We start from the raw sequence: 15,251 nt of genomic DNA on the forward strand, positions 1-15,251 counted from the left end.
AATATAGGTTAATTATTTTCAATATTTTGATTCCTTACTAAAACACTTTCTTGATTTTTTAATTTTTCTGCTATAGCAAGAACTGTATTAGCATAAGGTTCACTGATATTATATTTCATGATAACTTTTTTCTTTGTATTTTTATCTGCATCCATTTTATAGCCTTCGGTTTTAAGATAATTTGCTATACTTGCTAAGGCATCTGGGATACTATATAGATCTACTACTCCATCCCTATCCCAATCATATCCATAGATTAAGTAACTTTTAGGAACAAATTGAGGATAACCAAAAGCTCCAAAGATGGAACCTTTTATAGAAAAAGGATCCCACTTATTTTTATAAGCTATCTGAATAAGATATAAAAGTTCATTATATGCCCATTTACTTCTTTTTTCTATAACTTTATTAATTTTTTCATCTTTTAAAGATATATTTGGATCATTTATAAAATTTTTTAAAAGTTTTTTATTTCCAGAGAGAGCTAAACTAAAAAAGACATTAAAAACCGGAAATTTTCCTGTATTTTTCCCTAAATTAGTTTCTACTAAAAAAATAGCAGTAATTACCTCTTTATCTACACCAAAAACTTTTTCTATGTCTTCTAAAAGTTCTTTATGGTCGTTCATAAATTTCTTGGCTCTAAATATTCTGCTTTTTTCCAAAAATTGATCATAAGGAAGTTCAGCTTCTTTCCAGGTAAGCCTTTTTATCATTATATTAGGAAAATAGGCAAGCTCTGAAGAAGAAAAGATCTTATCTATATATTCTTCTGGAATTGTACCATTGAGATCCTTTTTAATAGAATTTTTAAGTTTCTCTACATAAGGTTTTATTAAAGGATCATCTGCATAGAGCTTAGAAGGTTTAAAAATAGAATGAAATAAGAAAAAAATTAATATGCCTAAAAATCCCAGTATGATTAATAAGCCTAAAATTAGTTTTCTTTGGCTAAGTTTAAAAGAGAACCTGCTAAAATGCAATTTCTCTCCCTCTCTGTAAATTCTGCAATTGCAAAAATTTCCCCTTTACCTTCAATTTCTATTTTTATTCTTCTTTCTCCATTGACTAAGGCTGATTTAATATTTTTAATAACAAATTTATCTCCACTTTCTATCTTATTATAATCTTCGGGATTTTCAAAAACCAGAGGTAAAATGCCAAAATTAATTAAATTACTTCTATGAATTCTGGCAAAGCTTTTAGCAATTTTTACTCTTACTCCCAAGTATCTTGGAGCTAAAGCTGCATGTTCTCTTGAAGACCCTTGACCGTAGTTTTCTCCTCCTACTATTCCTACTGCTAACCCCTGTTCTTTTAATTCTAAAGCCTTTTTAGCAAAATCAGGATCTACATTTTTATAAACATGTTGACTAATTGCAGGAAGATTACTTCTTAAAGGTAAAATTTGAGCTCCTGCAGGCATAATATGATCTGTAGTAATATTATCTTCAACTTTCAAAATAAATATACCTTTCAGATCTTCTGGTAAAGGATCAAAAGCTGGAAGAGGAACAATATTAGGTCCTCTTATAATTTTTACTTTTTTAGCCTCTTCTTCTGGCAAAGGAGGAAGAAGCAAAGTGTCATTTATAATAAATTTTTCAGGAAGTTCTATTTTAGGATATTCTCCAAGCTCTCTTGGATCTGTAATTACACCTTTTACAGCAGAAGCAACTGCTGTTTCAGGAGATACCAAATAAACAAAGTCAGGGATGGTTCCTGATCTTCCTGGAAAATTTCTGGTAAAGGTTCTTAAAGAAATAGCATTTGTTGGAGGAGCCTGCCCCATACCTATACATCCTAAGCATCCACTTTGATGAACTCTTGATCCTCCTTCCAAAATGGACTTAAAGGCTGATAAAGCTACTAAATTTTCAAGCACTTGAAGGGAGCCAGGATTAATCTCAAAACACACATCAGGATGAACTTTATATTTCTCAAGCACCTTAGCAACAATTAAAAGGTCTTTTAAAGAAGAATTAGCACAGGATCCTACAATTATCTGAGCTACAGGTTTACCAGCTTCTTCTTTTACTTTTTTAACATTATCCGGAGATGAGGGACAGGCACAAAGAGGTTCAAGTTTTGAAAGATCTATTTCAATAATTTCATCATATTTTGCATCTTCATCTGCAGATAAAGCTACGAAATCTTTTTCTCTGCCTTGAGCTTTAAGCCAGCTATAAGTAATTTCATCAGAAGGGAAAATACTGGTGGTAGCTCCCATTTCAGTTCCAAGATTACAAATTGTAGCTCTTTCAGGAACAGTTAAAGTTTTAACTCCTGGTCCAAAATATTCCAAAATTTTACCAAGGGCACCTTTTACTGTAAGCTTGGAGAGCAAATAAAGAGCTATATCCCTTGCTGAAACCCAGGGTTGAAGCTTTCCATAGAGATAAACTCCTAAAATCTTCGGCATTCTTAAATAAAAAGGTTGTCCTGCCATAGCCATAGCCACATCAAGTCCACCAGCACCTATAGCAATCATTCCACATCCACCAGCAGTAGGAGTATGACTATCAGAACCAAGAAGAGTTTTTCCAGGTTTAGCAAATCTTTCCAAATGAACCTGATGACAGATACCATTGCCAGGTTTGGAAAACCATATTCCATATCTTTTAGCTACACTCTGTAAAAATCTATGGTCATCTGCATTTTTAAAATCAGTCTGAAGTATATTATGATCTACATAAGATACAGAAAGCTCAGTTTTTACTCTGTTAAGCCCTATAGTTTCAAACTCTAAATAAGCCATAGTTCCTGTTGCATCCTGAGTAAGGGTTTGGTCAATCTTAATGGCAATTTCTTCTCCAGGGACAAGTTTTCCAGAAACTAAATGAGATTCAAGAATTTTATAAGCTAAGGTTAATCCCATCTATTAACCTCCTGCATAATTTTAAATTTCTCCAAAACAATCAGGAAATAAAACTTTAATACTCTCTAAAATACTATCCAACTCTTCTTTTAAAATATCTTTTTTTCTCAAATTTAAAGAAAATAAAACAAATTCAGAAATAGAAAGAGGTATAAAAACTTCATATTTATCATCTTTTTTCTTTAAAACATAGGGATTAGTAAGATAGGGAACTATAGAGATTATCTCTTCACAGGTTCCTTTTATTTCAAAGCTTAAAATAACATGTTTTGCTTTAAGAAAAGCAGGTAACTTTGCTTTCTCTTCTTCTGTGAGAAGATCAGCTAAAATGTCCTGAGAAGCTAAAATAGAATGCTTGGGTGTAGCCCCTTTTAAAAAATCCTTAGGAAGTTCCTTAGATAAAAGCAAGTAAAGATTTTTAACTAATCTTAAATCAAGATGTTCTTTTAAAAGCTCTCTCAGAGTGTAAACAGAAAGGGTTAATAAGTATTCTCTTTTATTTATTTCGTCAAATTTAATTCCATAAGGAATCCTTTCTAAAAATTTATAAATTGGACTATCACTCATAGCTTTCAATTTTAAAGTTATATAGTAAAGTTTTAAAGAATCTTCTAAAGGGTGATTTAAAATTTTTTTTGAGAAATGAAGAAAATCCTGAGGAGTAGAAGGTAAATTATTTAGCCATTTTATATACATATTTAATGACCTTTCAATTTTCTAATAATGTCTCTATTTTACAATCAATTAACTTTTCTGCAAGGAGCAGATCTTCAAAATAAGTAATTTTAAAATTTATGAAGGCACCATTCACTAAATGGACTTTATATCCGTAATATAGAAGAAGAGAGCTTTCATCAGAAAATACCAATTTTTGTTCTTGGGCTTTTTTCAAGCATTCTTTTAAGATTTCAGCTCTGACACCTTGAGGGGTTTGGATTTGAAAAAGCCCGGTTCTATCTATGTTTTGAAGGATTTTCCCTTTTGATGCCTTATTTAATGTATCTCTTACTGGAATGCCAGGCACCGCTGCTCCATATTTTATAGAAGCTTGGATTACGTCATTTATAATTTTAAAAGACACGAAAGGTCTTACAGCATCGTGTACTAAAATTATTTGGGCTTCTTCAGGACATGCTTTTACTCCATTATAAACAGATTCCTGTCTGGTTTTACCTCCTTCTACAATTTTTAAAACTTTTTTAAAATTGTATTTATTTATTAATTTTTCTATCAATTGAAAATAGTTGTAAGAAGTTGAGATAATAATTCCATCTATCTGTGGATGTTTTTCAAATTTAAAGAGAGTGTGAATGATAATGGGAATACCTTTTAGTTCTAAAAACTGTTTGGGTTTTTCTCCTCCAAGTCTTTTCCCTTTCCCAGCAGCAGGAATAATAGCTATAACCATTTTTAAAACTCCAACTTTTAAATGTATATCAGCTCATAACATAGTGTCAAGAAGTATTATAGCCTACTTTTTTATAAAAAAAATTAGGTTAATATAATACATAATGAGAGGTTATAACTGGAACGATATAGAAGTAAGCTTAAAGGAGCGGGCTTATGAGTGGAAATACTATTGGTCATCTTTTTAGAGTTACTACTTTTGGTGAATCCCATGGAAAAGCACTTGGGGCTATAGTTGATGGTTGTCCTCCAGGGCTTACCCTAAATGAGGAATATATTCAGAAAGAACTTGACAAAAGAAAACCAGGGCAATTTTTGGGACAAACTCCCAGAAAAGAAACAGATAAAGTAGAAATCCTTTCAGGGGTTTTTAATGGCTATACCATAGGAACTCCTATAGCTCTTTTAATCTACAATGTAGATGTCAAATCTTCTGCTTATGAGCCAATAAAAGATGTTTTCAGACCTGGGCATGCAGATTTTACTTATTTTATAAAATATGGAGGTTTTAGAGACTACAGAGGAGGAGGAAGAAGCAGTGGAAGAGAAACTGTTGCAAGAGTAGCTGCTGGAGCTATAGCTAAAAAAATTCTGGAAGAATATAATATTGATATAATAGCTTATACTATTGCTCTTGGGGGGATAGAAGCAAAAGAGAGGAATTTAGAAGTAATCTATCAAAATCGTTTATATTGTCCTGATATGGAGGCTTATCAAAAGATGTGTGAAAGAATAGAAGAAGTTAAAAAAGAAGGAGATTCCTTAGGGGGAGTAATTGAAGTTTTAATAAAAGGTGTTCCTGCAGGATTGGGAGAGCCTGTTTTTGATAAACTTGAAGCAGATTTGGCTAAAGCCCTTTTAAGCATAGGAGCAGTAAAAGCTATGGAAATAGGCTCAGGTTTTAAAGCGGCTTATATGAAAGGTTCTGAAAATAATGATCCCATAAGCTCTCAGGGCTTTTTAAAAAATGATGCAGGAGGAATCTTAGGGGGTATTTCTTCAGGTCAGGATATAATTATAAGAGTTGCAGTTAAACCTATTCCAAGTATAAGAAAAAACCAAAAAACTATTAGAGAAAATAAAGAAGAAGTAGAGATCTCCATAGGTGGAAGACATGATATTTCTGCTATTCCAAGAATTGTTCCAGTAGTAGAAGCTATGGTGAGAATAGTTTTAGCAGATCACCTTTTAAGACAACTTGCTAATTTAGCTTTTCAAAAGAGACTTAAATTTCCTGAATTTTTTGATTTATCCTAAAAATTTTCTTAAATAAGCAGCTTCTATCAAGAGATCTCCTAAATTAGAAGTTTTTCCTTTTTTTAACTTTTTAAGTAAATTATTGGTTACTTCTTTATGATTTAAATTAGATTCATATTTCAGGTTTAAATTGTTTAGTAATTCTAAAGATTTTATGATTTTATTTTTGATTTCTTCAGATAATAGTTCTAAACATTTGGGATTGAAATACTGTAAGGCTATGGATAAATTGTAATCCAAATTTTTGTAGATATTTTTAATTTCTACAAGGTCTTCCTTGGTTAAACAGCTCAAGCCCAGTATTTCAGGCGGTAGTCCTATAGAATAACATGCTGCACAAAAACTTATAACTCTTGGAAGAGTAATTCCTTTCACACTTCTTGCATATCCAAAAAGTCCTATATGAAGCTTTCTCATTCTTCTTCTGGGAACATATTTGGCGATTTCATTTATAGCAGGAGCAATAGAAACTATCACAGTGTGATAATCCTTTGAAACTTTTTCAATAATTTTTTTGCAAAAATTTTCATCAACTTCTCCCAAAGGATGGCGGATAAAAGTTTTAAGTTTTTTAATAGCGTTTATTACGTCTTCAATAGGAAAATCATATTTAAAAGCAGACTGAACAGTAAAAGTTTCTACAGATGGATATTCTGTAATTACTTTGTTTACTGTATATGGAGAAAGATTTCCTCTGAAAGGAGGGGTTCCTACTCCTAAAATAGGGTATATTTCTATTTCCAGATCATTAGAAAGTTTTTCTAATTTTTTTAAAGCTACTTTTATACCCAAAACAGCACTTATCATTCCATAATTCATAGCTGGATCTGAACGTGCTAAAAAACTCTTAGATATTTAAAATGTTTATCTTTTAAGTATTCCTTTAAAATTTTGTCTATATTAAAAAGGGAATTAAGATCTTCAAAAAGAGGAATTACATTTATAGTTTCTGGTAAAAATTCTCCTACCCATTCAGCAACTGTAATATCATTCTCGTAGATCTTATGATGTTGAATCCCGGAGATAAAATTTTTATAAAAATAATAAATGCGGTTCAATTCCTTAGCAGAAGTGGTCATAGGGAGTATAACTTCAAAAATAGGAGCTATAGAATCTCCATAAAAAATTTTAGCTACATCTAAAGAACGGGGAATGCTTTCTAAAGCCTCAACTAATATTTTAGCTTCTTCTTTTTCTACAGTTGGATTAGGAACTCTTAAGGTTAAAAATACATCTCTACCAAGTATTTTATTTTTAAAAAAGTGAGGATATTTTGTAAGTAGCTTTTTTACTACAAAATCATCTACTTCCTTTCCTTCACTATCCCACATTTGTTCATCACATCCCAGATGGGAAAAAGCATAATAAGCCTCTTGAATTTCATCTTCTCCTGACATATCACTATGCTCTGCAAAAAAGGGCACAGATACATTATCAGGATGTTGAGTTGACATAACCCTTGGGATCTTCATGCACTATTCCTAAAAGGAATATAAAATTTATAAAAATTAATAAATATTTTAAACTAATAGATCCAGAATTTCAATAGAACACTTTATTTTTAAATTATTTTGAAGTAGTTCTCTTAGGAATATGTAATTTTTAGGATGAAAATGGAGTTTGGCTAAACCAGTTTTACCATCTATTATAGTTAGAACAGCTAAATGATCATACCCTTCCAAAATGAATTTTAAAAAAGCAAGTTTAGAAGGATCAATTTTGATAATCAAAATTGAACTTTTCATAAAGGAAAGATATGAGAAAGGGAGGGAAAAATCCCTCCCAAATAGACTTAGTTAAAGAATTTAATCTTGCTCTTTTTTAGGTGATCTTCTGGGGTTACCACCACCAAGAACTTTAACCTTAGATGCCTGTTCACCCTTAGGACCCTGAACTACTTCAAATTCTACAGTTTGTCCTTCCTTAAGGGTTTTAAAACCAGGCATGTCAATGGCAGAGTAGTGCACAAACACATCTCCGCCATCATCCTTGGAAATAAAACCATACCCCTTCTTCTCATCAAACCACTTAACCTTACCTTTAAACATGTTACACAAACCTCCTTAAAATTTTTCTATTAAAATTAAACCTACCTCTAAAAATTTTTTTGTAAAGAGGTAATTTTAAAAATTTTTCAAAAAATTAAATTTTTAAAATTTTCATCTTAAATAATAGTTTTTAATTATTTGGTTTGAGATTTGAGAATTGATCAATTTGTTAGTAATTTAAAAAAAACAGTTTTTTAGAATTGTAACTTTCAAAAATAATATTATTTTACTAAAGGAAATGAAAATAAAAGAATATATTTCATTTAAAGATAATCCTTTAAAAATAAAAAACTTTCGTTTTTTTATTTTGGGACATTTTATTTCTTTCACAGGAACATGGATTCAAAATACAGCTCAAACCTGGTTAGTATATGAGTTAACCAAGTCTTCTTATTATTTAGGCTTATTTAATTTGATTAGCTCTTCTCCTATTATTTTTTTTAGCTTTTTATCTGGCTTGATTATAGATTTTTTTGATAGAAAAAAATTGCTTATCACCATCGTTTCATTAGCTATTTTTCCTTCCCTTATTTTGGGAATTTTGACTCAAACTGGAAAAATAACCTTCTGGATAATTACTTTTTTAAGCTTGTTTTCCACCTGTTTATCTGGTATAGATGTTCCTTTAAGACAGGTGTTTATTAGTGAAATAGTTCCTATGGAATATATTGTGAAAGCTATTTCTTTTCAGTCGTTATCTTTTAATACAGCACGCATGATAGGACCTTTTGTTGCTGGTTTAATAATTTCTTATATGAATTTATACGAATGTTTTTATATAAATGCCTTGAGTTTTGTCCCCTTTTTAATTTTTTTAATTTTTTGGATAAGACCTTTATCTAATCGTTCTTCAATTTCTAAGAAAAAGATGGAAATAAAAAAATCTTATAAAGAGCTTTTTCATTTTTTAAGGAAGAAAAAAAATATTTTGTCAGTTATTTTAACAGTATGTATTTTTACTTTTTTTGGAGCTTCAGTATTGGTTATACTTCCTGTAATAGTTTATAAATTCTATGAAGGTGGAGGAAAAGAATTTGGATTTTTATCTTCTATGATAGGGATAGGAGCTATTCTTGGTGCTACCTCTGTAATATTTAGAAAGGCTGTGGAAGATAAACTCTTTAATATTCTATTAGCCACCATTTTGCTTAGCATAAGCATTTTGGGGTTAAGTTGGATTACCAAATGGGTATTTACTACTATTTTCTGTATTTTTATAGGTTTTTCTTTTACTAATTTTTTCCCTGTGGCTAATAGCTATATTCAAGAAAATACACCTTCTGAATTGAGGGGAAGAGTTATAAGCCTTTTCACTTTATCCTTTTTAGGTATCTACCCTATAGGCAATTTTTTTATGGGTTTATTAGCCGAAAAATTTGATTTGCCTCTTCTTTTAACAATTTATGCAATTCTATTAATAAGTTTAAATTTCCCTTTGATAAAATTTGCTAAAAATAAAAGTTTAAAAATAAAAAGTTAACATTGATTAAATAAAAAAGCAAAGTAAAATAACATTTATATGGATCCTGTTGAGAAAAAAATTTTAGATAATTTAAATATAGGTATTTTATTAATTGATAATAATTTTGAAGTTCAATATACAAATAAAAAAGCTAAAGAGATTTTTAAAAAAGACTTTTTGGTAAGGCAGACCTGTTATTCTTTAATTTTTGATAGTGATCAACCCTGTGCTAATTGTTTGAAAAAGTATCTTTCTGGAGAAAAACCTAAAATTGTTTCTAATCTAAGTATATTAGGGAATTTATATATTGTAGAGTATAACTATTTAAATAAGAATGAGTTTCTGATTTTATTTAAAGAAATAGAAGATCATGAATATTATAAAAAAAGTTTTTTTGAATTATTAGATAAACTTCCTGTTCTGATAATTTTTTTAAAAAAAGGGAAAATTAAAAATGTTAACAAAGCTACCAAAGAGCTTTTAAATTATAAAAAAGATGAATTATTAGGTAAAAATTTTATAGATCTTTTAGCTTCTTCTGAAGAGAAGATGAAATTTGAAAAATGGTTTCATGATATATTAATTAAAGAAAATGAAACATGTAATTTTTTAATTTTAACCAAGGAAAATGAGACCAAATCTATTTTAGGAAGAGCTTTTTTATTGGAGGATATAGATAAAGAAAAAATTTTCGTAATAACAGGCATAGATGTTTCAGATATTATAGAATTAAAGAAAAAGGCTGAGGAACTTTATAAAAATCAAACTTTTTCAGATTTTTTAAAAAGTTTGATTCACGATTTTAACAATATTTTACAAATAACGAATAAATATATAAAAAATATAGAAAATAATCTGGAAAATCCAGAAGAAATAAAAAAATATGTTCTTTTAGCAGAAAAAACACTTGATTCATGGATAGATTTAAACAAGTTACTGTTGGATTATACCAAAGAAGTAAAAGACACTATATCTTCTAAAATAGAAATTATTTCATTTTTAAAGAATAATTTAGAATTATTTCAAATAATAGCAGGACCTAAAATTAATATTCTATTGGATTTTGATTATTTAATATCTGTATGGATCTCTGGAGATGAATCTTTTTGGCGTTATATATTTTTAAATTTTATAAACAATGCTAAGGATGCTATGGAAGGAGAAGGAGAGATTGAAATCAAATTGAGATCTCAAATAGAATCTGATAAAACTCAATATTTAGTAATCTGTATAAGAGATACAGGATGCGGTATACCAGAAGAGAATTTAGAAAAAATTTTTCAGCCCTATTTTACTACCAAAGAAAAAAGTAGTGGGTTAGGTTTATTTTTAATAAAAAATCATATAGAAAACATGGGAGGTAAAATAGAAGTTGAAAGCCAGGTAGGAAAAGGGACTGTTTTTAAAGTTTATATTCCGATTTTGAAAATAAAAAAGATAGGAAATAAAAAAATACGCAAACCAGAAGAAATTTCAATTATTTTAATAGAAGATGAAGAGGCTATTAGGAATAGCTTGGAAGAATTTTTGAAATTAGAGGGATATAAAGTGTATTCTTTTTCAAATTTCAAGGAATTCAAAGATAAGATGAAAAAAATTAAAAAAGTTGATTTGTTAATAAGTGATTTTCATTTACCTGATATAGAAGGACCAAGTTTTTACAGATTTTTAAAAGAAAAGTTTCCCGATGTAGAAGTAATTTTCCTTACAGGAGATATTTTGACTCTTGCAGAACTCCCAAGTTATAGAATGCTTTTAAAGCCTTTTAAATTAGAAGAAATAATTTTAAAAATAAAAGAAGTTCTCCAGTGATTCAAAGATTAAAGGCTTTTTTGAAATTTTTATCCACAGAAAGACAATATTCTTCTAATACTGTTAAAAGCTATGAAAGAGATTTAAAGAATTTTTTAAATTTTCTGAAAGATTTAAAGATTGAAAATTTAGAAGAGATACAAGTTATACATTTAAGGTATTATCAGCTTTATTTAAAAAAGAATAATTGCGAGCCAACTACTATAGCAAGAAAACTGAGTAGTTTAAGAAGTTTTTTTAAATTTCTTTATAAAAATCAACTAATAAAACAAAATTTAGCCAATTATTTAACTAATCCCAAGATACCTAAAAAGATACCTTCTATCCCTACTGAAGAAGAAATAAATAATTTTATTGAGGAAATAAAAGAAGAAGATTTTTTAAGTTTAAGAGACAGGGCTTTATTAGAATTAATTTATGGTTCAGGCCTTAGAGTAGGTGAAGTCTCAAATCTTACTATTGATCAAATAAATATAAAATTAAAGATAATAAGAGTTTTGGGAAAAGGTAAAAAAGAAAGGATTGTCCCTTTTGGTAAAAAAGCTTATGAAGCTTTAGAAAAATATTTGGTAGTTCGTCAAAGATTATTATCAAATTTAAAAAAGGATAATCCTTTTGTATTCTTAAATTTTAGAGGAGAAAAGCTTACAGATAGAGGAATTAGATATATTATTAAAAAATGGGGACAAAAAAAGGGAATATCATATTTACATCCTCACACCTTGAGGCATGCTTTTGCTACTCATCTTTTAAATGCAGGAGCAGATTTGAGAAGTATTCAGAAAATGCTTGGGCATTCTTCTTTAGTCACTACAGAGATTTATACCAAGGTCAATTATGAACATCTTCTTAAGATTTACATGAAAGCTCATCCAAGGGCTAAGGAAAAATAAAAATTCTCTTGGAAAAAGAAATTTTCGTAATAAAATAGGAGAGAAATTTTATTTAGGTGGGGGAACTTTATGATAGAGGAGTCTCAAGTCATAAAGGTTAGGCATGAAAAATTGCAAAAATTGAAAGAGATGGGATTAAAGCTTTATCCAAATGATTTTCGTCCCAAGGACAAAGCTAAGTATATAAAAGATATTTATAAAAATTTTACTCAGGAAGAGCTTGAGAAAAAAGAATATGAATTTTCCTTAGCTGGAAGATTAATGGCTAAAAGAGAAATGGGAAAGCTTATTTTTGCCCATATTCAGGATGAAACAGATAGAATTCAAATTTTGGTAGCAAAATCTGAAATTTCAGCAGAGGATTTCAAGTTTTTTAAAAAATTTGTAGATATAGGAGATATTATAGGAGTTAAAGGAAGATTAATAAAAACTAAAACAGGCGAGATAACTATTTTAGTAAAAGATCTAAAACTTCTTACCAAAGCTCTTAGACCTCTTCCTGAAAAATATCATGGTCTTAAAGACACAGAATTGAGATATAGAATGCGTTATGTGGATTTGATAATGAATCCAGAGGTTAGAGAGCTTTTTAAAACCAGAACCAGAATAATTCAATACATTAGAGATTATTTTATTTCTGAGGGTTTTTTAGAAGTAGAAACACCTATGATGCATCCTATTGCAGGTGGTGCTGCAGCCAGACCTTTTATCACTTATCATAATGCCTTAGATATGAATTTATATTTAAGAATAGCTCCAGAACTTTATTTAAAAAGGCTTATTGTAGGCGGGTTTGAGAAAGTTTTTGAATTGAATAGAAATTTCAGAAACGAAGGAGTTTCAAGCAGACATAATCCCGAATTTACTATGCTGGAATTTTACGAAGCTTATGCTACTTATGAAGATCTTATGAAAAGAACAGAAGAGCTTTTTTATAGTCTTGCTTTAGAAATTAAAGGAAGCGCTAAAATTACTTATCAAGATTATGAAATAGATTTTACTCCTCCTTGGCAGAGAGTAGAGTTTTTAAAAGCAATTACTGAACTTGGTGGAGTTCCTGAGGAAGTTTTATATAATAAAGAAAAACTGATAAATTTTGCTAAGGAAAAAGGGATAGAACTTAATCTAAAAGATCCAAGAATTGGAAAATGGTGGACCAAACTGTTTGAGGAACTGGTTGAACCAAAGCTTATTCAGCCGACTTTTGTGATAAAATTTCCTATAGAGGTTTCACCTCTTGCCAGAAGAAATGATGAAAATCCAGATTTTGCAGATAGATTTGAATTATATATTGCAGGGAAAGAAGTAGCAAATGCCTTTTCAGAGTTAAATGATCCTAAGGATCAAAGAATAAGATTTGAAGAACAATTAAAATTAAGAGAAGTAGATGAAGAAATTCCTCCTGAAATTGATGAAGATTTTATCCGAGCTTTAGAATATGGTATGCCTCCTTGTGCAGGAGAAGGTATAGGAATTGACAGGGTGGTAATGATTTTTACTGACAGCCCATCTATCAGAGAGGTAATATTATTTCCTCATTTAAGACGAAAAGAAGACTTATAAATGTTTTTTATAAAGCCCGATTTATATTGGGAATTTTGGATAGCTTTGAAATATGTTTTTTCTCCAAAGAGAGAAAAATTTACAGGTATAATTTCATTAATTGCTATTATAGGTGTTACTTTAAGTGTAGGTGCTTTAACTGTAGTAAATGCAGTAATTACAGGATTTAAAGAAGCTGTAACAGAAAAAATTTTAAGTCTAAATCCACATTTAAGTATCAGTTTTAGAGATAAAGATCTTAAACCAAAGATTTTGAAGATAATAAAAAAAGAAATACCTAAGAAAGAAATAGTAAGTATTCAGGAAACTTCAGCTCTTCAGGGTCTACTTCTTCCTTATGGACAACCTGTAGGAATAATTTTAAAAGCTGTATCTATTGAGGATTTAAAAAAAGAAAAAGGGTTTAAAGAATTAAAAATAAATGAAGAGGCTCTAAAAAATCAATCTGATAATTCCCTGCCTGTAATAATTGGAAAAAAATTGAAGGATAGATTAGGACTATTTTGGGGAGAAAAAATAACTTTTATGAGTGCTGAAGGAATTCATACTCCTTTTGGATTTTTTCCTAAAATAACTACTTTTAAAATTGTAGGATTTTTTGAAACAGGAGTATATGATTATGATTTGAACCTTGTTTTTACACCTTTATCTTCTTTTTTTAAAAAATTTAATCCTCAAAATTATTCTATAGAGATTAAACTGAAAGATCCTTTTAAATCAGAGATTTATAAAAAACGTATTGTGTCACATTTAGGTTTAGAAATCAATATATTTGATTGGCAGGAATGGAATAGAAATCTTTTTGCAGCTTTAAAAATGGAAAAAATGGGTTTATTTGTTGTATTGACTCTTATGATAATAGTTTCTCTTTTTAATATTATTGCTGCTATGACAATGCTTGTTTCAGAAAAGAAAATGGACATAGCTATTTTAAGATCCTTAGGGGTTTCTTCCCGAAGTATTTTAAAAATTTTTTTCTTTTGTGGAGTTATTTTGTCTTCTATAGGAGTAGGAATGGGGTTAATTTTGGGAAGTTCTTTATGTGTTTTCCTTTCTCATTATCCTATTATAAAATTACCCAGTGAGGTTTATCCTGTGGAATATATGCCAGTATTTTTAAGGTTTTTAGATATTGTAATAATAAGCATGGTTGCTGTAATTATAAGCATTTTAGCATGCTTGTATCCAGCTAAAAAAGCTTCAGAAATAATGCCTGCTGAAATTTTAAAACATGGATAAAGAAATTATTGTAGAGCTTAAAAACATTGCAAAAAGGTATTATAATCCTCAGGGTGAATTAGAAATTTTGAAAAAAATAGATTTACAGATTTTAAAAGGAGATAGAATTGCTATTTTGGGTCCTTCTGGAGTAGGGAAAACAACTTTACTTAATATTATAGGAACCCTGGATAAACCTACCTCTGGAGAGATTTATTATTTTGGTAAAGAACTTAATTGGGATAGAGAAGAAGATGTGTTGAAATTGAGAAGAGAAAAGATAGGATTTATTTTTCAGCTTCATTATTTAATTCCAGAATTTACAGTTATAGAGAATCTGATTTTACCAGGATTGATTTCTAAATGGAAAATAAAAGATTGTTTAAAAAGAGCTGAAGAAATACTGAACATCTTAAATTTATCTCAAAGAGCCCAACATAAACCCTATGCTCTTTCAGGAGGAGAAAGACAGAAAGTTGCTATTGGAAGAGCTATATTTTTAAATCCAGTTTTGTTATTGGCAGATGAACCTACAGGTAATTTAGATCCAGAAAGTGCAGAAGAAGTTGTAAATATATTTTTAAAAATAAACCAAACTTTTGGCACAACTATAGTAATGGTAACTCATAATTGGGAACTTGCTAAGAAAATGAAAAGGAATTATTTGCTAAAAAATGGATTTTTGGTAAAATTGGAGAAAATATAAATTTTAT

The 15,251-nt window shown here is 29.4% G+C and carries 13 protein-coding genes and 1 pseudogene; 7 read left to right on the forward strand and 7 right to left on the reverse strand.

Features of this window, described 5'->3' with window-relative positions:
• Window positions 1-8 precede the first annotated feature (8 nt).
• Genes CC87_RS02835 through ispD form a run of 4 tightly spaced genes read right to left on the reverse strand, consistent with a single transcriptional unit; the run spans window position 9 to window position 4,286 of the window.
• Entirely contained in the window at window positions 9-983 is a 975-nt protein-coding gene (locus tag CC87_RS02835) for a lytic murein transglycosylase (RefSeq protein WP_245605483.1), read from the reverse strand.
• A complete protein-coding gene (locus tag CC87_RS02840) occupies window positions 938-2,878 on the reverse strand; it encodes an aconitate hydratase (RefSeq protein ID WP_038055935.1) in 1,941 nt (646 codons plus the stop codon). The genes CC87_RS02835 and CC87_RS02840 overlap by 46 nt, the downstream gene beginning before the upstream one ends.
• A 21-nt stretch (window positions 2,879-2,899) precedes the next feature.
• Window positions 2,900-3,574, reverse strand: a complete 675-nt coding sequence (locus CC87_RS02845) for a hypothetical protein (protein ID WP_038055937.1) — start codon at window positions 3,572-3,574, stop codon at window positions 2,900-2,902.
• A gap of 13 nt (window positions 3,575-3,587) precedes the next feature.
• A complete protein-coding gene (ispD, locus tag CC87_RS02850; RefSeq protein ID WP_038055939.1) occupies window positions 3,588-4,286 on the reverse strand; it encodes a 2-C-methyl-D-erythritol 4-phosphate cytidylyltransferase in 699 nt (232 codons plus the stop codon).
• A gap of 155 nt (window positions 4,287-4,441) precedes the next feature.
• On the opposite strand from ispD, the gene aroC reads away from it, so the two are divergent.
• Window positions 4,442-5,542 carry a chorismate synthase gene (gene aroC / locus CC87_RS02855; RefSeq protein WP_038055941.1) on the forward strand — a complete coding sequence of 367 codons (1,101 nt, stop codon included), beginning with the start codon at window positions 4,442-4,444 and terminating at the stop codon, window positions 5,540-5,542.
• Here the strand turns inward: aroC and ppcA are convergent.
• The 3 genes and pseudogenes from ppcA to CC87_RS02870 form a co-directional block, all read right to left on the reverse strand.
• A pseudogene (gene ppcA / locus CC87_RS09405) lies at window positions 5,534-7,014 on the reverse strand (phosphoenolpyruvate carboxylase). The gene aroC and the pseudogene ppcA sit on opposite strands and share 9 nt — an antisense overlap.
• A 48-nt stretch (window positions 7,015-7,062) precedes the next feature.
• Window positions 7,063-7,287 (reverse strand): DUF4911 domain-containing protein, encoded by a 225-nt coding sequence (locus tag CC87_RS02865; protein ID WP_038055943.1) that lies wholly within the window; start codon window positions 7,285-7,287, stop codon window positions 7,063-7,065.
• A gap of 60 nt (window positions 7,288-7,347) precedes the next feature.
• Entirely contained in the window at window positions 7,348-7,590 is a 243-nt protein-coding gene (locus CC87_RS02870; protein WP_038055945.1) for a cold-shock protein, read from the reverse strand.
• Window positions 7,591-7,828: 238 nt separating this feature from the next.
• Here CC87_RS02870 and CC87_RS02875 point away from each other — a divergent pair, with 238 nt between their 5' ends.
• From CC87_RS02875 to CC87_RS02900, 6 genes are all read left to right on the forward strand, one after another.
• On the forward strand, window positions 7,829-9,070 hold the full coding sequence (locus CC87_RS02875; protein WP_038055947.1) for an MFS transporter: 1,242 nt from the start codon (window positions 7,829-7,831) through the stop codon (window positions 9,068-9,070).
• Window positions 9,071-9,109: 39 nt separating this feature from the next.
• Entirely contained in the window at window positions 9,110-10,864 is a 1,755-nt protein-coding gene (locus CC87_RS02880; RefSeq protein WP_038055950.1) for an ATP-binding protein, read from the forward strand.
• On the forward strand, window positions 10,861-11,757 hold the full coding sequence (xerC, locus tag CC87_RS02885; RefSeq protein ID WP_038055953.1) for a tyrosine recombinase XerC: 897 nt from the start codon (window positions 10,861-10,863) through the stop codon (window positions 11,755-11,757). Before CC87_RS02880 ends, xerC begins: the two co-directional genes overlap by 4 nt.
• Before the next feature lie 69 nt (window positions 11,758-11,826).
• A complete protein-coding gene (lysS, locus tag CC87_RS02890; RefSeq protein WP_038055955.1) occupies window positions 11,827-13,320 on the forward strand; it encodes a lysine--tRNA ligase in 1,494 nt (497 codons plus the stop codon).
• On the forward strand, window positions 13,321-14,559 hold the full coding sequence (locus CC87_RS02895; RefSeq protein WP_038055957.1) for an FtsX-like permease family protein: 1,239 nt from the start codon (window positions 13,321-13,323) through the stop codon (window positions 14,557-14,559).
• Complete coding sequence (locus tag CC87_RS02900; RefSeq protein WP_038055959.1) at window positions 14,552-15,244, forward strand: ABC transporter ATP-binding protein; 693 nt, start codon at window positions 14,552-14,554, stop codon at window positions 15,242-15,244. The genes CC87_RS02895 and CC87_RS02900 overlap by 8 nt, the downstream gene beginning before the upstream one ends.
• The last annotated feature ends 7 nt before the right edge of the window (window positions 15,245-15,251 follow it).

Source organism: Thermodesulfobacterium hydrogeniphilum (assembly GCF_000746255.1).
GTDB lineage: Bacteria > Desulfobacterota > Thermodesulfobacteria > Thermodesulfobacteriales > Thermodesulfobacteriaceae > Thermodesulfobacterium > Thermodesulfobacterium hydrogeniphilum.